Origin of the sequence: Pseudomonas sp., from assembly GCF_041601375.1 — a bacterium.
Lineage (GTDB): Bacteria > Pseudomonadota > Gammaproteobacteria > Pseudomonadales > Pseudomonadaceae > Aquipseudomonas.
Genome location: NZ_JBFIIG010000001.1, coordinates 56,997 through 76,826, shown reverse-complemented (window position 1 = coordinate 76,826; position 19,830 = coordinate 56,997). Strand labels below are relative to the sequence as shown.

Below are 19,830 nucleotides of genomic sequence, written 5' to 3'. Positions count from 1 at the left end.
CCGCTCGAATGAGCGGGCTTTTTGTTTGCAGCCAGGCTTACATTTACAGCCCGGCTTACAGCAGCGGGATGCTGTAGCTGACGATCAGGCGGTTCTCGTCGAGGTCGCCACCGGTGGCGGCCGCATTGCTGCGCACCATTGCATTGCGCCAGCGCACGCCGAGGTTTTTCAGGGGGCCGTCCTGCACTGTGTAGCTGATATCCAGGTCGCGTTCCCATTCCTTGCCATCGCGACCGCCAGCACCGGCGAAGTCTTCACCGGTGACATAACGCACGAAGGCGACCAGGCCGGGTACGCCATAGGAGGCGAAGTTGATGTCGTAGCGCGCCTGCCAAGACTTCTCGTCCTTGCGGGTGAAGTCGAGGATCTGCAGGTAGTTGACGATGTAGGGGTCGGTTTCATTGAGGAAGGGGAAGGCGTTGTCGCCGCCGACGTCCTGATAACCCAGGCGGAAGGTGTGCGCACCCAGGCCGGCCCAGAGGTTGACCGAGGTCAGATCGTTGTCGAGTTCGCCGCCGAGTTTCTTGCCATTGTCCTGGGAGTCGAAATACGCCAGGTTGGCGCCGAGCTTCCAGTCGCCGATCGGCTGGATGTGGATCAGGTTGTAGAGTTTCTGGTCGTAGATGTCTTCAAGTTCGCCATACCACAGGCCGACCGTGGTATTGCCGCCGTTGAACTTGTAATCGCCGCCGACGAAGTTGTAGCGGTCGCTTTCGCCGCTGACGTTGCTGGCCCTGATGTCCTGACTGTCGGTGGAGTTGCGGAAGTTCACCTCGCGCAGCTGGCCGCCATTGAGACTCAGGCCGTCGATTTCCTGGGAGTTGATCATGCCGCCGTTGAAGACCTGGGGCAGCAAGCGCGAGTCGCCGGAAGAGACGATCGGCAGTTTCGGCATCAGACCACCGACCTTGGCCACGGTCTTCGACATTTTCACTTTGAGCGCCGCGGTGGCCTCGGAATATTCGTCCGGGCCTTCGTTGCCAAAGCCATTGGGCAGCAGGTTGGTGCTGGCGCGCTCGTCCGATGAGTCGAGCTTCAGGCCCAGGCCGGCATAGGCGTCCAGGCCGAAGCCGACGGTGCCCTCGGTAAAGCCGGACTCGGCTTTGAAGATAAAGCCCTGTGCCCACTCCTCGCGTTTGGATTGCTGCGCTGCTGTAGTGTTGCGCAGGTCACGGTTCATGTAGAAGTTGCGCAGCTGCAGGCTGGCGGTGCTGTCCTTGATGAACTCGGCGTAAGCCAGGGATGGCAGGGTTAGGCTGGCGCCCAGGGTGGCGAGGGCCACTGCTTGGGCGAGGCGCGTCTTACTCATTATTATTATCTCCAGTGTGGTGTGCGGACCGGCGCATGACCGACCTGTTACGGCGCTGTGGAATAAACCATGCGCGCGCTTGCCCGGCCTTTAGACTTTAGTCGGCATGCCTTATTTATCAGTGGCTTACGCGTGGCTGCCGAGTCTGTCACGGGTGATCTAACGCACACCCGTGGGCCAGGTGTCAGGCCCTGGTCCCCGCTGAGGGGCTCACTCGAGCCGTTTGCAGCGTATGACCTGCGCGCCGCTGGTCGGCCAGTACCCGTTGCCTCCTCAAGTTCGCCTGCTTTCGGCCGTCAACCGAGTAGATATTCTGCTCTGGTACCTCGTCATGAACCCGCTGGCCTCGTTCGCATCGCCTGCTTCACGTTCGTCCCTGCTGAACACCCCGACAGCCATACGCAATGAAGCCTTCGCGCAGCAGACCCTGGCCAATCGTCTGGCCGAGCGGCTCGGTCTGGAGCCGGGTGCGTTAGGTGGCAAGCGCGATGCCTTCAGCCCGGAAAAGGTCGCCTCGGTGGTTCTCGGCTTTATCGAGCAGCGTCTGCGCAGCGAAGCGGCCGCCGGCGCCGAACCCGCCAAGCTGCAAGCGTTAATGATCCAGGCGCGCGATGGCGTGGAAAAGGGCTTTGCCGAGGCGCGCAAGATTCTCGATGGCCTGGGGGTGTTGCAAGGCAAGGTGGCGGCGGATATCGACGACACCTACCAGCGCATCCAGGATGGTCTGGGCGACCTCGGCAAACGCTTCGATCCGGCCGCCCTGGAAGCCGCTGGCAATAGCCGGGTCGCGGCCTCCAGCGAGCGCTTCGCCGCCGTCGCGCAGACCTTGGAGATGGCGGTGACCACCCGCGATGGCGATCGCCTGCGCATCTCCGTCGCCCAGGCGGCGGCCAACTGGTCGCACAGCCAGGTTGCCGCAACCGGCAGCGGCAGTGCTGTTGCGCTGGTCGCCAGCAGTCAGTCCGGCAGCGTGCAGATCGGTGCCTGGCAGGTCAGCGTCGAAGGTGAGCTGGACGAACAGGAGCGCGCGGCCCTGGACAAGCTTTTCGGTCAGGTGCAGGACCTTGCCGACAAGTTCTATGCCGGCGACCTGGAGGGCGCTTTCGATCGCGCCATGGCCCTGGAGCTGGACGGCGAACAACTGGCTTCGATGTCCCTGCGCCTGACCCAGAGCAGCGTGCGCCAGGCCACCGACGCCTACAGCACCGTGGCCGAGCAGGGCGGTCAGGCGGCCAGTGCGGTCAACCCGTCGCTGATCGATTATGCCAAGGGCCTGTTCGAGGCGTTGCGCAACGTCGACGACCTGCTTGAGAACGGCCGCAGCGGTCTGCAGGAACTGCTCAAGGGCGGTTTTGCCCTGGACCCTCGTCTCGACCTGGCACGTCTGGACAAGGCAGAACTGCTTAACCGTCGCTTGCTCGATGGTCTGCAAGGCTTGCTCGACCCTGCTGCGGGGCCGGCTTCCGCCTGAGAACTTGGGGAAAAACCTCACCTACTGTGACCGTCTGCAAACGCGCGCCGTGCACCATGGTTCGCCGGCGCGGCACAAAAGCCTGCGGGCTGTCGCTACGCTCCGAGGCCGCCCTACCCGAGGCAGTGCCGCACGGTTCGTCGGTGCGGCATAGAAGCCGGCGGGTTGTCGCTGAGCTGCGAGTGGAGCGTTGCACGGGCTCTTGTCGCGAATGCCTGGCGGCGGTCTTTTTCACACCCCTGACAAGGGATCTGCCGGTGCCGCAAGCTCATGCCCGCAGGGCTCGGTGCTAGGACTGCAAGTCCCCGGTGCTAGGCTGCAAGTCCCGGTGCTAGACTGCAAGTCCCTTTATGGAGACCTGTGGATGCTCCCTGAATGCCAATTGTTCGGCACCCTTGGCTGTCATCTATGTGATGTGGCCGAGGCGATGCTGATGCCTTTCGTCGAACATGGTTTGCTGGTCGAACTGATCGATATCGTCGAGCGCGAAGACTGGGTCGAGCGCTATGCCCTGCGCATCCCCGTGTTGCGTCGTTGCGATACCGGCGCCGAGCTCAACTGGCCGTTCGAGGCCGAGCAGATTGTGGAGTTCTTGCGTTGAGCGGTTGTGAAAAACTCCCGGCTATAGCGAACGCCTGAAGACGCTGTCGCGACGGCGCTCGATATTTTCACAGCCTCTGAGTATTTAGTTTCGGCGCTCCCGGTCGATAAGGGTTCAACTTGTCCTGATCACGCACTTTGCTGCGCGCCTCGGCCGGTTTGTAGCTGGGCCCTGCGCCTAAGCCGGATGCAATCCGGGCTACAAGAAACGATTCGTTTGCCTTGGGTGAACACGACTGGGCTCGGCGGAATCTTTCTCGTTGCCATGAGGCAATCGCTGACCCGGATAGGTAGCCAGGTGATCTTTTTATCGGGTGGATCAGGCCCGACTGTTAGGCTTTGAGCATGTTCGGGTCTGAATTCGAAGCGGAGGGTGGTTGATGAGTGTGGTGCTGGGAGATGCGTTATCGCTGCTGTTGTTCCGTTTGCACAGTGGCCGGTTGCTGGGCATCAACCTGCTCAAGGTCAAGGAAATCGTGCCTTGTCCGGCTTTGACCAAGCTGCCCAATCGTCACCCCCACGTGCGCGGCGTGGCGAGTCTGCGCGGTGCATCCTTGATCGTGGTCGATCTGGCGCGGGCAATTGGCGAGCGTGGCGAGACCGACAGCCGGGATGGCTGTCTGATCGTCACCGAACTGAGCCGTTCGCGGCAGGGACTGCATGTGCAAAGTGTCGAGCGCATCGTTCAGTGCTCCACCAGCGACGTGCGTCCGCCGCCGGCCGGCACCGGGGCGAGAGCCTTTATCACCGGGGTGACCCAGATCGATGGCGCCATCGTGCAGATTCTCGACATCGAGAAGGTTCTGCATGAGATCGCTCCCGCGCTCCCGGAGGAGGTCGATGAGCAGTTGCTCACGGAGACCGAGCGCAACCTGCTGCGCGGTCGTCGCGTCCTGGTGGTGGACGACTCCCACGTGGCCTTGCAGCAGACGCTGGTCACGTTGCGCAAGCTCGATCTGGAGTGCCAGGCGGTGAGAAGCGCCGCCAGTGCGCTGGACCTGTTGCTCACCCAGCACCAGGCCGGCCTGCCGATCGAAGTCCTGGTCTCGGATATCGAAATGCCGGAGATGGACGGTTACAGCCTGGTCCGGGAAATCCGTCAGCGCAGCGATATCGGCCGGACCTATGTGCTGCTGCACACCTCGCTGGACAGCACCATGAACACCGAAAAGGCCCGTTCGGTAGGTGCCAACGATGTGCTCACCAAGTTTTCCACGGTGGACTTGAGCAAGGCGCTACTGCATGCGTTTCAAAGCCTTGCCTGAGCGGGTGAGGCGCCAGGCCTGGATGCCTGGGTTGAGCAAATAAAAACGCACGCCGGGTCTGCTGGGGTGCGTTTTTTTATGAGCGGTGGTGCATTCGAAGGGCAAAACAAAGCCCGCACGAGGCGGGCTTGGTTTTGCTTGTTTCAGTACATGCACGAGGCAGGTTGAAACTGGGAATTGGTCGGAGAGACAGGATTCGAACCTGCGACCTTCTCGTCCCGAACGAGACGCGCTACCGAGCTGCGCTACACTCCGAATAATTCGAATTGTACTGAAAAAGTTTTGTTGCACAAGGGCTTAGGCCGATATTTTTTTCGAGCGGAAACGCCGTTCCAGCAATCTTTTCGGCCGGCCGCCTGCACTCAAGGCCCACGCATTGGGGGCAAGCGTAGGTTGTGCTTACAGCTCCTCGATGGTGCGCACCTGATCCTTGTTGACCTTGGCGCGGTTACCGTCGAGTTGTTCGAATTCGTAGAAGCCCGACTCGTCATCGAACGCCGGGGTGTCGACGGCCTGGATTTCACGGCCATCGTTCAGGGTGATGACCGATGGTGATGCGCAACCTGCTAGTGCGGCTAGGCCCAGGGCGAGCAGGCATGCGGGAAGAGTCCGCTGAGTCATGACGTGTTTCCTTGTGATTATAGGGGCTGTGTACTTTGTCTCAGACGGGAAATTGGCGGCCAAGTTCAGTGCTCAGCGCTTATTCGCAACCTGCGCGAGCAGTTCCGGGGTGTTCAGGTTGGCCAGGCGTGGGTCGTTGGGTAGGCAATCGACTGCAACGGGATCATGCCGGCATAGCCAGCGTTGCGGGCTGCGTTCACCGGCCAGCCATGCCTCTTCGAGTGTGCTGTCCAGGGCTTTGGGAATCAGGCTGAACAAGGGCTCCCAGAAGTCTCCTTGACGCAGCATGACCGGTCGGCTGCCGGCCTTGCCCAGTAACGCCTCGAGCAAGGCGCGGTCGAGCAGGGGCGTATCGCACGGCAGCACCAGCAAATAGTCGTGACGGGCCGCCTGCAGGCCCGCGCGGATGCCGGCCAGCGGGCCCTGGAAGTGCTCGTCGTCGTCGCTGATCAGGCGGTCGGCAAAGGCCCTGTAGCGTTCGCCGTTGCGGTTGCAGGAGATGATCAGGTCGTCGCTGAGCGGTCGCACCAGGTCATGCAGCCAGGCGACCAGCGGGCGGCCCCGCCACTCGATCAAGCCCTTGTCGCGGCCGCCCATGCGTTGTCCGCGTCCGCCGCACAACAGCAGTACGGAACAACTCGGCAGAACAGGGGGAGCGGGCATGGTAGAGCCTCCAGGGGTGGGCCTGTGATATAACATCGCGCACTCTCTCAGACAACTGGAAGCCTGTCATGAACCACAAGGCCGAGGCACAGTTCGTGCCGTTGAATATTGCCGTGCTGACTGTCAGCGATACGCGTACTCAGGCAACCGACACCTCCGGTCAGCTGTTCGTCGACCGTCTGCAGGCGGCTGGGCATGCCCTGGCGGCGCGGGTGTTGCTCAAGGACGATTTGTACAAGATCCGCGCCCAGGTCGCGACCTGGATCGCCGAGGATCAGGTGCAGGTGGTGCTGATCACCGGCGGCACCGGCTTCACCGGCCGCGACAGCACCCCCGAAGCCGTGGCCTGTCTGCTGGACAAGCAGGTCGACGGTTTCGGCGAGCTGTTCCGGCAGATTTCCGTGGCCGATATCGGCACCTCGACCATCCAGTCGCGCGCACTGGCCGGCCTGGCCAACGGCACCCTGGTGTGCTGCCTGCCGGGTTCGACCAACGCCTGTCGCACTGCCTGGGATGGCATTCTCGGCGAGCAGCTGGATGCTCGCCATGGCCCCTGCAACTTCGTCGCTCACCTGAAGCAGGCGGCCGCCTGCGAGAGCCGCGGATGAGCGGCGGCGAGCAATCCGGCCTGCTGCCGGTCGAGGCCGCGCTGCAGCGTCTGCTGGCCCTGGCCGAGACGATGCCGATCGGTGAGCACGAACAGGTTGCCCTGGCCGATGCCGACGGCCGGGTGCTGGCCGAGCCGCTGATTGCCGGGCTGGACTTGCCGCCCTGGGCCAATAGCGCGATGGACGGTTACGCCCTGTGCCTGGCCGATTGGACGGGCGAGCCGTTGACGGTCAGCCAGCGCATCCAGGCCGGCAGCGCGCCGTCGCCGCTGCAACCCGGCAGTTGCGCGCGGATCTTCACTGGCGCGCCGCTGCCGGCCGGCGCCGATACGGTGGAAATGCAGGAAAACGTCGTGGTCGAAGCGGATGGCCGGGTGCGTTTCAGCGAGCCGCTGCGGCTCGCGCAGAACGTCCGCCAGCAGGGCCAGGAAACCCGTGTCGGCGACCACCTGTTGCCGGCGGGAACGCGCCTGGGTCCGATCGAACTGGGCCTGGCGGCCTCGCTGGGGATCGCCAAGCTGAGCGTGCGTCGACGTCTGCGGGTGGCGGTGCTGTCCACCGGCGACGAGCTGGTCGAGCCGGGCCTGCCGCTGGGGCCGGGACAGATCTACAACAGCAATCGCCGTCTGCTGATGGCCTGGCTGCAGCGCCTCGGCTGCGCGGTGGTGGATGGCGGGATCCTCGCCGACGACCTGGAACTGACCCGGGCGGCCTTGGCGGCGCTAAGCGATGTCGACCTGATCCTGTCCACCGGCGGGGTGTCGGTGGGCGAGGCGGATTTTCTCGGTGTGGCGCTGCGCGAAGAGGGCGAGCTGGCGCTGTGGAAGCTGGCGATCAAGCCGGGCAAGCCGCTGACCTGCGGGCAGTTCCGTGGCGTGCCGGTGATCGGCCTGCCGGGCAATCCAGGCTCGACCCTGGTGACCTTCGGTCTGCTGGCGCGGCCCTATCTGCTGCGGCGCATGGGTGTGCAGCGGGTCGAACCGCTGGGTTTCGCGATGCCGGCCGGTTTCACCTGGAGCAAGCCGGGCAAGCGCCGCGAGTACCTGCGCGCGCGTCTGGAAAATGGCCGGGTGGTGCTGCACCCCAACCAGAGTTCCGGCGTATTGCGCAGTGCCGCCTGGGCCGAGGGGCTGGCCGAGGTGCTGGAAGGCACGACCTTGGCCGAGGGCGACAGCCTGCGCTTTATCCCGCTGAGCGAAATCCTCGGGTAGGGCGGCCGCAACCCGCAGCGCGGTCACCCGTATCCGATTCGGCGGGTTCCACCCGCCCTACGGGTTCTACGCCTGGCGCTGGTTCTCGCGGAACTGCCCCGGGGTCTGGCCGGTCCAGCCCTTGAAACTGCGGTGGAAGGAGCGCGACTCGGTGAAGCCCAGGCAACTGGCGATGTCCTGGATCGCCAGCTCGCTGTGCAGCAGGTAGTGCGCGGCCAGCTCCTGGCGCAGTTGGTCAAGGATCTGCTGATAGCTGGTGCCGGCCTGCTGCAGATGACGCTGCAGGGTGCGCAGCGTCATGTCGAATTGTTCCGCCACCCGTTCCTTGCGCGGCAGGCCGTCCTTGAGCTGCAGGCGCAGGGCGTTCTTGACCCGCTGCGGCAGCGCTTCGTCGTCATCCAGGCCGGCCATCACGGCCAGGGCATGTTCTTCCAGGGTGCGCAGCAGGTTGGCGTCGGCCTGGCGTAGCGGCATGCCGAGGTAGTCCAGCGGGACGAGCAGGGCGCTGCAGGGCTGCTCGAAGCGCACCGGGCAGCCGAATACCGCGCTGTACTCGGCGCTGTCCACGCCCTCGGGCAAGGCGTGCTCGAACCAGACCTCCTGCGGTGAATGCTGCATGTCGGCGATCCAGCGGGCATAGAGCAGCCAGGACGCCAGTACCTCCTCGACCATATGCCGGCGGATCGGCGCGCTCTCGTGGCGGCAGCTCCAGATCAACTTGACGTGATCGGCGCTCGCCTCGATCCGGCTGACGCCCATATCGCCCACCAGTTTTTCATAGGGCACGATCCGGTTCATGGCCTCGCCGAGGGTGGCGCAATTCATGGCGATGTAGCCGAGCACACTCCAGGAACCCGGCTGCACGAAACGCGCACAATGCAGGCCGAACAGCGGGTCGCCGGAGACCTCGATCAGGTGCTGGAGCAGACGTTGGTGGACTGCACCGGCAATGCGCTTGCCGTTGTCCGCGAGATCGTCGGCCTCTACGCCCGAAGTCGCCAGCGCCTGGGCGATATCCAGGCCCAGCTGTTCGGCGTGGCGCAGGTACTTGAGCAGGGCGGGAACCGAGGTGTAGCCGAGATTCTGCATAAGAGTCTTATTCGCAATGGCTTGATTGGCGACAGCGCCTGTCCCGATCCGACAGTGACGCCGCGCTGCGGCTGGCTAGTATAGGCAGCCAATGATGGCGACCGAAATATCCAATGGGAGAGGCAGATGCGACGTTGGAACGGCTGGGGCGATGAGGCAACAGTGGTGGAATTGCCGAGCCATGGCGAGGTCTTTCTCGCCGACCTGATCGGCCCGGGCCAGGTGTTGGCGGATGCCAGCCTGGAGCAGGTCTTGGCCAAGGTGCCGGCCTCGCGTTTGCCGGCCCACCCGCTGATCAGCCAGGATGCCGAGGAGCGGGTGCGCCACGCCCGTGGCCAGAGCCTGGCGGACTGGCTGGCGATGCGCTCCGGCGAGTTCGGTGTGTTCCCCGATGGCGTCGCCTACCCGGAAAGCGCCGCGCAGATTCGCCAGTTGCTGGCCTGGGCCAGCCAGCACGATTCGATCGTGATTGCCTACGGTGGCGGCACTTCGGTGGCCGGGCATATCAACCCGCAAGTTAGTCAAAGGCCGGTGCTGACCCTGTCGCTGGAACGCATGGGCAAGCTGATCGAGATCGATGAGGACAGCCTGATCGCCACCTTCGGTCCCGGCGCCAATGGCCCGCAGGTGGAAAGTCAGCTGCGCGCCCGTGGCTACACCCTCGGTCACTTCCCCCAGTCCTGGGAACTGTCGACTCTCGGCGGCTGGGTGGCCAGCCGTTCCAGTGGCCAGCAGTCGCTGCGGTACGGGCGGATCGAACAGCTGTTCGCCGGCGGCAAGGTCGAGACCTTCGCCGGCACCCTGGAGCTTCCAAGCTTCCCGGCGTCGGCCGCCGGTCCCGACCTGCGTGAGGTGCTGCTGGGCTCGGAAGGGCGCTTCGGCATCATTTCCGAGGTCAAGGTGCGCATCAGTCGCCTGGCCGAGCAGGAGCACTTCTACGCGGTGTTCTTGCCCACCTGGCAGCAGGCAGCGGCCGGTATCCGCAACCTGGCCCAGGCACGCGTGCCGCTGTCCATGCTGCGCCTGTCCAATGCCAGCGAAACCAGGACCCAGCTGGCGCTGGCCGGTCATCCGCAACAGATCGCCTGGCTGGAAAAATACCTGGCCCTGCGCGGCGCCCGCGACGGCAAGTGCATGCTGACCTTCGGCGTCACCGGCAGCCGGGTGCAGAACGCCGCCTCGTTGCGACAGGCGAAGACATTGCTCAAGCGCTTCGGCGGCGTGTTCAGCGGCACCCTGCTAGGCAAGAAGTGGGCGGAGAACCGCTTTCGCTTCCCCTACCTGCGCCATGGCCTGTGGAGTGCCGGCTATGCTGTGGACACCTTGGAGACCGCCACCGACTGGAGCAATGTCGACAGCCTGCTGAACAAGGTCGAGGCCAGCCTGCGCAATGGCTTGAGTGAAGAGGGCGAGCAGGTGCATGTGTTCACCCATCTGTCCCACGTTTACGGCGAGGGATCGAGCATTTACACCACCTACGTATTCCGCCCCGGTAACAGCTACGAGCAGGCCATGGCGCGCTGGCAAAAGCTCAAGCACGCCGCCAGCCAGACCATCGTCGACAACGGCGGCACCATCAGTCACCAGCATGGCGTCGGTCGCGACCACGCGCCCTATCTGGCTGTGGAGAAGGGCGAGCTGGGCATGGCGGCGCTCAAGGCCTTGTCCGCGCACTTTGACCCGCAGCAGCGCCTGGCTCCCGGCGTGCTGCTCGAGCCATGAGTACGCCTACCTGGAACGCCGCCTGGCGCGAGAGCGCGTTGCCCGAACTGGCCGCGCGCGGCTGGGACCTGATCGTCATCGGTGGCGGCATCAGCGGCGCCGGAATCCTGCGCGAGGCGGCGCGGCGCGGCTGGACCTGCCTGCTGCTGGAGCAGCGCGATTTCGCCTGGGGCACCTCCAGTCGCTCGTCGAAGATGGTCCATGGCGGCCTGCGCTATATCGCCAAGGGCCAGCTCGGCCTGACCCGCGACTCGGTGCGCGAGCGCCAGCGCCTGTTGCAGGAAGCTCCCGGCCTGGTCGAGCCGCTGAGTTTCGTGATGGCGCATTACCAGGGACAGTTTCCTGGACCGAAAGTGTTCGGCGGACTGCTGGCGCTGTACGACGCCCTGGCTGGCAAGCGCAATCATCTGTACTACCCGCTGCAGGCGCTGCGCTATCTGGCGCCGGGCCTCAAGCAAGACGGCCTGCTCGGCGGCACGCGCTTCTTCGATGCGGTGACCGATGACGCCCGGCTGGTCATGCGCGTGCTGGGTGAGGCCCGTGGCGACGGTGGCGAGGCGCTCAACGGGGTCAAGGTTGTCGAGTTGCTGCGCGACAACGGTCGAGTGGTCGGTCTGCTCGGCGAGGATCGTGAAAGCGGTCGGCGTTTCACCTTTCGCAGCCGGGTCGTGGCCCAGGCCACCGGGGCCTGGACGGATCGGTTACGCGTAACGCCCGGCAGCGAGCATGTGCGGCCGTTGCGTGGCAGCCATCTGCTGCTGCCGGCCTGGCGTCTGCCGGTGGCGCATGCCTTTAGCTTCATGCACGGCGCGGACCGGCGTCCGGTGTTCGTCTTCCCCTGGGAAGGCGCGACTGTGGTCGGCACCACCGATCTCGATCACCGGGAGTCACTGGATCAGGAGGCGCGGATCAGCAGCGATGAGGTGCAGTATCTGCTGGCCGCCTGCGCCCAGCAGTTTCCCGCTGCGGCAATCACGGCCAGCGATGTGCTGTCGACCTGGGCCGGGGTGCGGCCGGTGGTCAGCGACGGCGCCGCAGGACGTAAACCCTCGGACGAGACGCGCGAGCATGCGCTGTGGAGCGAGCCCGGTTGCGTGACCCTGGCCGGCGGCAAGCTGACCACCTTCCGCCTGCTGGCCCTGGAAGTGCTGCGGGCCTGCGCCGAGATGCTCGGCCGGGCACTGGACGACCAGGGCGCGGCGACCTTCCAGCCTTGCACGCCAGCGCCCATGCCGAGCCTGAGCCCTGCCCAGCAACGACGTCTGGCCGGCCGCCATGGCCGCGAGCTGCCTGAGTTGCTGGCGTTGCTCGATGAGGTGGGCAGCGAGCGGGTAGCCGGCAGCGACACGCTCTGGGTGGAACTGGCCTGGGCGGCGCAGAACGAGCTGGTGCTGCACCTGGACGATCTGCTGCTGCGTCGCACCCGACTTGGTTTGCTCCTGACGGGCGGCGCGCGGGCCGAGCTGCCGCGCATCCGTGCGCTGTGCCAGGCGCGTCTGGGCTGGGACGATGAGCGCTGGGACAGCGAAGAGCGTGACTACCTTGAACTCTGGCGGTGCTATTACAGCCTACGCGAGTTCGACTAACTATAAGGACCCTGCCTTGAGCGAAAAAAGCTACCTGCTGGCCATCGATAACGGCACCCAGAGCGTGCGTGCGCTGTTGTTCGACCTGCAGGGCAACCTGCTCGGCAAGGGCAAGGTGGAGCTCGAGGCCTACTACTCCACTCAGCCTGGTTGGGCCGAGCAGGATCCGGAGTATTACTGGACCAGCCTCGGCGAGGCCTGCCAGCGGCTGTGGGCGGCGGTGGATATCGACCGAAGCCTGATCAAGGGCGTGGCGCTGACCACCCAGCGCGGCACGCTGATCCATGTCGATGCGTTGGGCCAGCCGCTACGCCCGGCGATCCTCTGGCTCGATCAGCGTCAGGCCGAGGTGCGCGAAAGGATCAAGGGGCCCTGGGGCTGGTTGTTCAAGCTGATCGGCGCGCAATCGGCGGTCGATCATTTTCGCGCCCAGGCCGAGGTCAACTGGGTCGCGCAGAACCAGCCGGAGATCTGCGCGCAAACCGATAAAGTCCTGCTGCTCTCCGGGTTCCTCAGCCATCGCCTGTGCGGGCGCTTCGTCGATTCGCTGGCCTGCTGTGTCGGCTACCTGCCGTTCGACTACAAGCGCCTGCAATGGGCCGCGCCGCGCGACTGGAAATGGCAGGCCATAGCGGTGCGCCGCGAGCAGTTGCCGGAGCTCTACACGCCGGGCGAACGGCTCGGCAGCATCAGCGCCGCGGCCAGTCGCCATACCGGAATTCCCGAAGGTCTGCCATTGATCGCCGCCGGCGCCGACAAGGCCTGTGAAGTGCTCGGCGCGGGTGTGCTGGAGCCGCATATTGCCTGCCTGTCCTATGGCACCACCGCGACCATCAACACGACCCGGCGCAGCTACCTGGAAACCATCCGGTTGATCCCGCCATACCCCGCGGCGCTGCCCGCGCACTTCAATACCGAGGTGATGATCTACCGCGGCTTCTGGATGGTCAGCTGGTTCAAGCAGCAGTTCGGCCAGCGCGAAATGCAACGGGCCAAGGAGTTGGGTGTCGAGCCCGAGGCGCTGTTCGACGAACTGGTCAACGCCGTGCCAGCTGGCTGCATGGGCCTGATGCTGCAACCCTACTGGTCACCGGGTATTCGTGAACCAGGGCTGGAGGCCAAGGGCTCGATCATCGGCTTTGGCGATGTGCACACCCGTGCGCATATTTATCGCGCCATTCTCGAAGGCCTGGCCTATGCCCTGCGCCAGGGCAAGGAGCGGATCGAGAAGCGCTCGGGGACGAAGATTACCCGCCTGCGCGTCTCCGGTGGTGGCTCGCAGAGCGATGCGGCCATGCAGTTGACCGCCGATATCTTCGGCCTGCCGGCCGAGCGCCCGCATGTCTACGAAACCTCCGGCCTGGGGGCGGCCATCGATTGTGCAGTGGGCCTCGGCCTGCACCCGGATTTCCCCAGCGCCATCGCGGCCATGACCCGGGTCGGCCAGGTGTTCCAGCCCAACCCGGCGGCGCAACGTATCTACCAGCAGCTGTATCGCGAGGTCTACTTGCGTATGTACAAGCAGCTCAAGCCGTTGTATCTGCGCATTCGCGCGATCACCGGCTACCCGGCGTAAATCCGTTAGCTTCGATGCGCGTGGCTCGCATGGCCGCCGTGGTTGGCATGCCGAGCGTCCTGCATGGTAAAAAATCAGGGGCTCGGCTAAGGTTGAAGGAGCAACCGTGATAGGGTGCTCCTGTCGTCGGATTGTAGCCTGTCGGCTGTCACGCGTCGCACGCGAAGCCATAAGAATCATAAGAAGAAGCAGGGGAACGCTCGCTTGAAAATACTGATAGTCGATGATTCGGCCATGTCACGAAAACTGGTACTGAAAGCCCTGCCGGCGGATTTGCAGGCGGTCGTGACCCAGGCCACCAACGGTGAGGAAGCATTGGCGGCATTCCATGCGGGCCATGCCGAGGTGATCTTTCTCGATCTGACCATGCCGGTGATGGACGGTTTTCGTACCCTGGAGCAACTCAAGCGCGAAGATGCCAATGCCGTGGTCATCGTCATCAGCGCGGATATCCAGCCTCAAGCCCAGCAGCGGGTGCGCGATCTGGGAGCGGCGGCCTTCGTCAAAAAACCGATTACTCCCGAGGCCATGCAGGCGGCGTTGCATGAAGTAGGGCTGATCTAGATGAGCAGCCAACTGGCAAACCTTAGTGAAGAACAGCGCGATGCCTTGCAGGAACTGATGAACGTGGCCATGGGCCTGGGGGCTGACCGCCTGGCCCGCTTGACCGAAACCTTCGTCACCCTGTCAGTCCCCCGCATCCATGCCGTGGACGTGACCAACACCGGCCTGCTGAGTCAGCTGATGATCGCCAGTCAGCCGGCCATCATCACTCGTCAATCTTTTCTCGGTCGCCTGCGCGGCGAGGTGATGGTCTGCTTCGGCGAGAATGGTGCCGATCAATTGGCCGACTTGATGGGCTATGAAGGCGTGGAAAAACACAGCATCCAGGATGAGCTGATGCTGGATGTCACCAATATCCTTACCGGTGCCTGTATCAATGGTCTGGCGCAGCAGGTCGATATCAAGGTGAATTACGGTTCGCCCTCGCTGCTATCGCGTGGGCGTTCGCTGCAGGAGGTGCTCGGCGCCGAGGAGTTGCGTGGTCATCAGGCGCTGGTGCTGGAGATCCATTTCGAAGTGGCGACCCACAGCTTCTATTGTGATCTGCTGGTGTGCATCACCGAAGATACGGTGGTCACCGTAATCGAAGTGATCGATCAGTTGCTGAGTGATATCTAGCTCGGATCATCGGAATTAAGGATGCAAGATGACGTCTGCACCAGGAGAAGTATTGCCCGCAGAGTTGGTGGCGGTGCTGCAGAGCATCAACCTCGGCGTAGTGTTGCTCGATAGCCAGTATCGGGTGGCATTCTGGAACGATTTCATGGCGATCCACAGTGGCAAGGACAGCGATGAGGTCAGGGGGCGGCCGCTGTTCGATCTGTTTCCGGAATTGCCACAGCTGTGGGTGCAGAAGAAAGTCGACGGGGTGTTCGCCTTGCACAATCTGGCGTTCACCTCCTGGCAGCAACGTCCGCACCTGTTCAGTTTCTCCGGCAGCCGGCCGATCACCGGCTCGACCGAAATGATGTACCAGAATTGCACTTTCTCGCCGATGGTGGAAGCCACGGGTACCGTCAAATATGTCTGCCTGACCATCTCCGATGCCACCGAAACCGCGGCCCAGCACCTGCAGCTGGAGCAGCTCAATCAACTGCTGCGTGCGGAACAGAGCGAGCAGGCACGCCTGATTTGCAAGCTCGAGGATACCCAGGCGCAACTGCTGCAGTCGGAGAAAATGGCGGCGATCGGCCAACTGGCCGCCGGCGTTGCCCACGAGATCAACAACCCGGTGGGTTACGTCTATTCCAACTTCAGCAGTCTGGAGCGTTATGTCGGTGACCTGTTTCGCCTGATCGAGAGCTACCAGGCGCTGGCAGCCGAACACCAGGATGCGACCTTGCGCGCGCAACTGGAGCAGGCCAATCAGGCGCTGGATTACGATTTTCTGCGCGGCGACATGGCCGATCTAGTGCGTGAGTCGCGCCAGGGCCTGGAGCGGGTCAAGCAGATCGTCCAGGACCTGCGCGATTTCTCCCATATCGACTCGGGCGACTGGCAGGAGGCCGATTTGCACAAGGGCCTCGACAGCACGCTCAACGTGATCTGGAACGAGATCAAGTTCAAGGCCGAAGTGGTCAAGAACTACGGCGAATTGCAGCCCGTGCAATGCCTTGGCTCGCAGCTCAATCAGGTGTTCATGAACCTGATCATCAATGCCGCCCATGCCATCGAGGGGCAGGGCACTATCTGGCTGGAAACCGGCGCCCAGGATGATTGGGTGTTCGTGCGGGTGCGCGACAGTGGCAGTGGTATTGCACCGGAGAATCTGACCCGCTTGTTCGATCCGTTCTTCACCACCAAGCCGGTCGGGCAAGGCACCGGTCTTGGCCTGTCGGTGTCTTACAGCATCGTGACCAAACACCATGGTCGCCTGGAGGTCGAGAGCGAACTTGGCAAGGGCGCCGCGTTCACCGTCTGGCTGCCACTCTGCCAGCCGCTGCAGGTCGATCCGGAGCCGGGCGAATGATGCTGCTCTGGGTGAGTTGTGAAAAGACTATCGCCTGCTACGGCCGTGTCGCTAATGCACGCGATATTTTCAAAGTGTCAGAGAGCTACTGCACCTGTGCAGGTTTTTCGTTGTCTATAAGGTCTTGATCCGATTAGGTGCAAGGCGCAGGTTATGAGCGAACGCAAGGCATTGTTGATCCTGCATGGCAAGCAAGCCGGCAATGAAGAGGTACGCGCCGCGGTGGCGGCGCGTCGTGAGGATGGCTGGCGGCTGGACGTGCGGGTCACCTGGGAGGCGGGTGACGCCCGTCGGCTGGTCAACGAGGCGCTGCAGGCCGGCTATCCGACCCTGATCGCCGGAGGTGGTGACGGCCTGTTGCGCGAGGTGGCCGAAGCGATGGCGCTGGCGCAAACCGAGGCCAGCCTGGTGCTGTTGCCGCTCGGTACCGCCAACGACTTCGCCAATGCCGCGGGGCTGCCATTGACTCCGCTCGAGGCCCTGGCGTTGCTGGATACGCCGGCGCAGCCGATCGACCTGGGAGAGGTCGATGGTCGGCTTTTTCTCAATATGGCCACGGGCGGCTTCGGCTCCCATGTCACCGCCAACACCTCCGAAGACCTCAAGCGCCTGCTCGGCGGCGCGGCCTACTTTCTCACCGGTCTGACCCGCTTTGCCGAGGTGCGCTCGGCCTTTGGCCGCTTCAGCGGGCCGGACTTCCTCTGGGAGGGCGAGTTCATTGCCATGGGCATTGGCAATGGGCGACAGGCCGGCGGGGGGCACCTACTTTGTCCGCATGCGCGCGTTAATGACGGCCTGCTGGATGTCTGCATAGTGCCGGCCGCGGAGGACGTGGTCGGCACCTTGGGCACCTTGTTATCCGGCGGGATCAACGGCTTGCAAAGCGTCGCACTCAGCGCACGCTTGCCCTGGATAGAGATCGAGGCACCGGAAGGCCTGGATGTGAATCTGGATGGCGAACCGCTGGAAAGCCGACGACTGCGTTTTTCCGCGCGGGATCATGCATTGCGGGTACATTTGCCGGTGGATTCGCCGCTGTTGCGCGAGTGATGCAGATAGCACTTGGCTGGTACCGTTACGCCGGCTCGTGCAAGATGGCGCCTGGTCGGCTTCAGCACTGTCGCTCCTGGCCGATACCCTTGCTGTAACTGGATTCGATCAAAACAATTTGGAGCGCGCAATGGCTGGCATTCTCGACTCGGTGGATCAACGCACCCAACTGGTGGGTGAGAACCGCCTGGAAATCCTGATGTTTCGCCTGGCTGGGCGGCAGTTGTTCGCGATCAATGTGTTCAAGGTGCAGGAAGTCCTGCAGATGCCCAAGCTGACACTGATGCCGCATCGCCATCGCTTCGTTTGCGGAGTGGTCAGTCTGCGCGGTCAGACCCTGCCGGTCATCGACCTGTCGCAAGCCATCGGCATGCGCCCGATAGTGCCGGATGAGCGCAGCACCATCATCGTCACCGAGTACAACCGCTCGGTGCAGGCCTTCCTGGTCGGTGGCGTCGACCGCATTCTCAACCTCAACTGGGAATCCATTCTGCCGCCGCCCGGAGGCGCGGGGCGTCAGCATTACCTGACGGCGATCACCAAGGTCGAAGAGCAGTTGGTGGAAATCATCGACGTGGAAAAGGTGTTGGCCGAGATCGTGCCCTACAACGCCAAGATTTCCGGCGACCGCCTGGCCGATCCGCTGCTGGAGCGTGCGCGCGGGCGTGAGGTGCTGCTGGTGGACGACTCCAGCGTGGCCCTGGCCCAGTTGCGCGAGACCCTGTCGCAGCTGGGCCTGAAGATGCATGTGGCCACCGATGGCCTGAAAGGCCTGAACATGCTGAAGAAATGGGCTGATGCCGGCGAGGTGCTGACCGACAAGCTGTTGATGGTGTTCACCGACGCGGAAATGCCGGAGATGGACGGCTACCGCCTGACCACCGAAATCCGTCAGGATCCGCGCCTGAAGGATCTCTACGTGGTGCTGCATACCTCGCTGTCGGGCAGCTTCAACGAGGCCATGGTGAAGAAGGTCGGTTGCAACAACCTACTCTCCAAGTTCCAGCCGGACAAACTGGTCGATGTGATCCGTGAACGCTTGATGCTGGATGAACCCGGCGCGTAGGGCGGCTCGGGCGGCGTTCCGTTCGGAGCGAAGCGACAGCCCGCCATTTTTGCTGCGGCGACCCTACGTTTTGCGGATTGCCGCAGTCCAGGCGGCGTTCCGGCCTACTGCTGCTCGCCGAGCCGTTGGCGCAGATCCTCGATGCGCTGGCGGTTGACCCCCAGATCCGAGTAACCCAGGCGTGAGGCCGAGCGTACGTCGACGACCTGCTCGCCGATCAGAAACTCAACATCATCGACGAAGCGCAGCACCTGGCTGGTGAATTCGGCGCGTAAGTAATTCGGCTCCTGCTCGATCAGGCGCACGCGGGGTTCGTCGGCCAGTAGCTTGACCAGCAGTGCCTGGGTCTGGCTCGGGCTGCCCTTGAGCGGCAGCGGTTCGATCCGATGCGCCTTGTCACGGGACTGGCTGCTCACGCAGTTGGGCGACTCCGGGCAGGGCGTCAGGTGCCCATCATGCACGCCCAGGTTGTCGGGCGGACTGCCGCTGCAGGCACTCAGCAGGGCCGTCAGGGCAAAACCCAGTGCAGGCTTGTGAGTGCGCCGGGTTCCTCGTATAAGGACGTTTTGCCGAACGGGAAGCTGGCTCATGTTACGTCTCTCCGGGTTGTACCGTTATCCACTGAAGTCCGCCATCGCCGAACCGCGGACTGACATTCAGCTGGATGCCCTAGGCGTGGTCGGTGACCGTCGCTGGATGGTAGTCGATGCACAGAATGGGCGCTTTCTCACCCAGCGGGCACTGCCGCATATGAGTCAATTGCTGGCGCGGCTTACTGCCGCGGGAGGCCTGACCCTGAGCGCGCCTGGTTTTGCTGCGCTCGAGGTGCCCTTGCCGGCTGCCGATGCAGCGTTGCGCGGGGTGTTTATCTGGAGCGACAGCCTCTATGTGCCGGACGCCGGCGATGAGGCGGCCGAGTGGTTGAGCCGCTTTATCGGCAAGTCCTGCCGGTTGGTGCATGTGCCCGCCGAGCGTGCCCGGTATATCGCGGGTAACCTCAGCACGGAACAGAAGGTCGGTTTCGCCGACGGTTTTCCCCTGTTGTTGATTGGTCAGGCCTCGCTGGATGATTTGTCGGCGCGGGTCGGTCGGCCGTTGGAAATGCTGCGTTTTCGGCCGAACCTGGTGGTCGAGGGCGGTGCCGCCTACGCCGAAGACAGTTGGCGCCGGATCCGTATCGGCGACGTCGAGTTTCGCGTGGCCAAGGGCTGTACGCGCTGCATCCTCACGACCCTGGACCCGCTGACCGGCGAGCGCAGTGCCGACCGTGAACCGCTGACCACGCTGAAGACCTACCGCGCCCGTGATGGCGAGCTGTACTTCGGCCAGAACCTGATCAACCAGGGGGCTGGTGAGCTGAAGATCGGCATGCCGGTTGAGGTGTTGGAGTAGCAGGCAGTCATAAGCCTTAAACTACAAACTGTCAGTAAAAGCGTGATGGGATGCCTGAGCGCCTACTC

General features: G+C 63.6%; 19 protein-coding genes and 1 tRNA gene. 14 read left to right on the top strand and 6 right to left on the bottom strand.

Annotation, left to right across the window (positions count from 1 at the left end; translation table 11 throughout):
• Positions 1–55: 55 nt before the first annotated feature.
• Positions 56–1,309: an OprD family porin gene (locus ABZE94_RS00370; protein WP_372873554.1), complete on the bottom strand. Its 1,254-nt coding sequence runs from the start codon at positions 1,307–1,309 to the stop codon at positions 56–58.
• A gap of 331 nt (positions 1,310–1,640) precedes the next feature.
• Between ABZE94_RS00370 and ABZE94_RS00365 the strand changes: the two genes are divergently transcribed.
• The 3 genes from ABZE94_RS00365 to ABZE94_RS00355 all read left to right on the top strand — a co-directional run bounded on the left by ABZE94_RS00365 (position 1,641) and on the right by ABZE94_RS00355 (position 4,645).
• Positions 1,641–2,780: a DUF5610 domain-containing protein gene (locus ABZE94_RS00365; protein ID WP_372873574.1), complete on the top strand. Its 1,140-nt coding sequence runs from the start codon at positions 1,641–1,643 to the stop codon at positions 2,778–2,780.
• 364 nt (positions 2,781–3,144) lie between these two features.
• The gene (locus ABZE94_RS00360; RefSeq protein WP_372873553.1) at positions 3,145–3,381 is read left to right on the top strand and encodes a glutaredoxin family protein; all 237 of its coding nucleotides are present in this window, start codon (positions 3,145–3,147) and stop codon (positions 3,379–3,381) included.
• Between the two features lie 379 nt (positions 3,382–3,760).
• Positions 3,761–4,645 (top strand): chemotaxis protein CheV, encoded by an 885-nt coding sequence (locus ABZE94_RS00355; RefSeq protein ID WP_372873552.1) that lies wholly within the window; start codon positions 3,761–3,763, stop codon positions 4,643–4,645.
• 178 nt (positions 4,646–4,823) lie between these two features.
• Here the strand turns inward: ABZE94_RS00355 and ABZE94_RS00350 are convergent.
• From ABZE94_RS00350 to mobA, 3 genes are all read right to left on the bottom strand, one after another.
• Positions 4,824–4,900: transfer RNA gene (locus ABZE94_RS00350), tRNA-Pro, on the bottom strand.
• Positions 4,901–5,044: 144 nt separating this feature from the next.
• Positions 5,045–5,266 carry a YgdI/YgdR family lipoprotein gene (locus ABZE94_RS00345; RefSeq protein WP_372873551.1) on the bottom strand — a complete coding sequence of 74 codons (222 nt, stop codon included), beginning with the start codon at positions 5,264–5,266 and terminating at the stop codon, positions 5,045–5,047.
• Between the two features lie 72 nt (positions 5,267–5,338).
• The gene (gene mobA, locus ABZE94_RS00340) at positions 5,339–5,929 is read right to left on the bottom strand and encodes a molybdenum cofactor guanylyltransferase MobA (protein WP_372873550.1); all 591 of its coding nucleotides are present in this window, start codon (positions 5,927–5,929) and stop codon (positions 5,339–5,341) included.
• A gap of 68 nt (positions 5,930–5,997) precedes the next feature.
• Between mobA and moaB the strand changes: the two genes are divergently transcribed.
• Positions 5,998–6,537 (top strand): molybdenum cofactor biosynthesis protein B, encoded by a 540-nt coding sequence (moaB, locus tag ABZE94_RS00335; protein WP_372873549.1) that lies wholly within the window; start codon positions 5,998–6,000, stop codon positions 6,535–6,537.
• Entirely contained in the window at positions 6,534–7,748 is a 1,215-nt protein-coding gene (gene glp / locus ABZE94_RS00330) for a gephyrin-like molybdotransferase Glp (RefSeq protein WP_372873548.1), read from the top strand. Before moaB ends, glp begins: the two co-directional genes overlap by 4 nt.
• A gap of 66 nt (positions 7,749–7,814) precedes the next feature.
• Here the strand turns inward: glp and ABZE94_RS00325 are convergent, their stop codons facing one another.
• Complete coding sequence (locus ABZE94_RS00325) at positions 7,815–8,837, bottom strand: AraC family transcriptional regulator (RefSeq protein WP_372873547.1); 1,023 nt, start codon at positions 8,835–8,837, stop codon at positions 7,815–7,817.
• Positions 8,838–8,963: 126 nt separating this feature from the next.
• On the opposite strand from ABZE94_RS00325, the gene ABZE94_RS00320 reads away from it, so the two are divergent.
• From ABZE94_RS00320 to ABZE94_RS00285, 8 genes are all read left to right on the top strand, one after another.
• Positions 8,964–10,559 (top strand): FAD-binding oxidoreductase, encoded by a 1,596-nt coding sequence (locus tag ABZE94_RS00320; protein WP_372873546.1) that lies wholly within the window; start codon positions 8,964–8,966, stop codon positions 10,557–10,559.
• Positions 10,556–12,145: a glycerol-3-phosphate dehydrogenase/oxidase gene (locus ABZE94_RS00315; protein WP_372873545.1), complete on the top strand. Its 1,590-nt coding sequence runs from the start codon at positions 10,556–10,558 to the stop codon at positions 12,143–12,145. The genes ABZE94_RS00320 and ABZE94_RS00315 overlap by 4 nt, the downstream gene beginning before the upstream one ends.
• 16 nt (positions 12,146–12,161) lie before the next feature.
• The gene (locus ABZE94_RS00310) at positions 12,162–13,721 is read left to right on the top strand and encodes an FGGY-family carbohydrate kinase (protein WP_372873544.1); all 1,560 of its coding nucleotides are present in this window, start codon (positions 12,162–12,164) and stop codon (positions 13,719–13,721) included.
• Between the two features lie 204 nt (positions 13,722–13,925).
• Positions 13,926–14,285: a response regulator gene (locus ABZE94_RS00305; RefSeq protein WP_372873543.1), complete on the top strand. Its 360-nt coding sequence runs from the start codon at positions 13,926–13,928 to the stop codon at positions 14,283–14,285.
• On the top strand, positions 14,286–14,903 hold the full coding sequence (locus tag ABZE94_RS00300; protein WP_372873542.1) for a hypothetical protein: 618 nt from the start codon (positions 14,286–14,288) through the stop codon (positions 14,901–14,903).
• Positions 14,904–14,931: 28 nt separating this feature from the next.
• On the top strand, positions 14,932–16,254 hold the full coding sequence (locus ABZE94_RS00295; protein WP_372873541.1) for an ATP-binding protein: 1,323 nt from the start codon (positions 14,932–14,934) through the stop codon (positions 16,252–16,254).
• Positions 16,255–16,407: 153 nt separating this feature from the next.
• A complete protein-coding gene (gene yegS, locus ABZE94_RS00290) occupies positions 16,408–17,304 on the top strand; it encodes a lipid kinase YegS (protein ID WP_372873540.1) in 897 nt (298 codons plus the stop codon).
• A 130-nt stretch (positions 17,305–17,434) separates the two neighbouring features.
• Positions 17,435–18,370, top strand: a complete 936-nt coding sequence (locus tag ABZE94_RS00285) for a chemotaxis protein CheV (RefSeq protein WP_372873539.1) — start codon at positions 17,435–17,437, stop codon at positions 18,368–18,370.
• Positions 18,371–18,474: 104 nt separating this feature from the next.
• On the opposite strand, the gene ABZE94_RS00280 is transcribed toward ABZE94_RS00285, so the two are convergent.
• Complete coding sequence (locus tag ABZE94_RS00280) at positions 18,475–18,960, bottom strand: DUF1499 domain-containing protein (RefSeq protein ID WP_372873538.1); 486 nt, start codon at positions 18,958–18,960, stop codon at positions 18,475–18,477.
• Here ABZE94_RS00280 and ABZE94_RS00275 point away from each other — a divergent pair.
• On the top strand, positions 18,959–19,762 hold the full coding sequence (locus ABZE94_RS00275) for an MOSC domain-containing protein (RefSeq protein ID WP_372873537.1): 804 nt from the start codon (positions 18,959–18,961) through the stop codon (positions 19,760–19,762). The genes ABZE94_RS00280 and ABZE94_RS00275 overlap by 2 nt on opposite strands.
• Positions 19,763–19,830: the final 68 nt, after the last annotated feature.

Coding starts and splice junctions, on each gene's coding strand:
- ABZE94_RS00315 (WP_372873545.1), top strand. CDS start 10,556: ATGAGTACGCCTACCTGGAACGCCGCCTGGCGCGAGAGCGCGTTGCCC.
- ABZE94_RS00320 (WP_372873546.1), top strand. CDS start 8,964: ATGCGACGTTGGAACGGCTGGGGCGATGAGGCAACAGTGGTGGAATTG.
- ABZE94_RS00280 (WP_372873538.1), bottom strand. CDS start 18,960: ATGAGCCAGCTTCCCGTTCGGCAAAACGTCCTTATACGAGGAACCCGG.
- ABZE94_RS00345 (WP_372873551.1), bottom strand. CDS start 5,266: ATGACTCAGCGGACTCTTCCCGCATGCCTGCTCGCCCTGGGCCTAGCC.
- glp (WP_372873548.1), top strand. CDS start 6,534: ATGAGCGGCGGCGAGCAATCCGGCCTGCTGCCGGTCGAGGCCGCGCTG.
- ABZE94_RS00365 (WP_372873574.1), top strand. CDS start 1,641: ATGAACCCGCTGGCCTCGTTCGCATCGCCTGCTTCACGTTCGTCCCTG.
- ABZE94_RS00355 (WP_372873552.1), top strand. CDS start 3,761: ATGAGTGTGGTGCTGGGAGATGCGTTATCGCTGCTGTTGTTCCGTTTG.
- ABZE94_RS00370 (WP_372873554.1), bottom strand. CDS start 1,309: ATGAGTAAGACGCGCCTCGCCCAAGCAGTGGCCCTCGCCACCCTGGGC.
- ABZE94_RS00300 (WP_372873542.1), top strand. CDS start 14,286: ATGAGCAGCCAACTGGCAAACCTTAGTGAAGAACAGCGCGATGCCTTG.
- ABZE94_RS00360 (WP_372873553.1), top strand. CDS start 3,145: ATGCTCCCTGAATGCCAATTGTTCGGCACCCTTGGCTGTCATCTATGT.
- moaB (WP_372873549.1), top strand. CDS start 5,998: ATGAACCACAAGGCCGAGGCACAGTTCGTGCCGTTGAATATTGCCGTG.
- ABZE94_RS00295 (WP_372873541.1), top strand. CDS start 14,932: ATGACGTCTGCACCAGGAGAAGTATTGCCCGCAGAGTTGGTGGCGGTG.
- yegS (WP_372873540.1), top strand. CDS start 16,408: ATGAGCGAACGCAAGGCATTGTTGATCCTGCATGGCAAGCAAGCCGGC.
- ABZE94_RS00325 (WP_372873547.1), bottom strand. CDS start 8,837: ATGCAGAATCTCGGCTACACCTCGGTTCCCGCCCTGCTCAAGTACCTG.
- ABZE94_RS00285 (WP_372873539.1), top strand. CDS start 17,435: ATGGCTGGCATTCTCGACTCGGTGGATCAACGCACCCAACTGGTGGGT.
- mobA (WP_372873550.1), bottom strand. CDS start 5,929: ATGCCCGCTCCCCCTGTTCTGCCGAGTTGTTCCGTACTGCTGTTGTGC.
- ABZE94_RS00275 (WP_372873537.1), top strand. CDS start 18,959: ATGTTACGTCTCTCCGGGTTGTACCGTTATCCACTGAAGTCCGCCATC.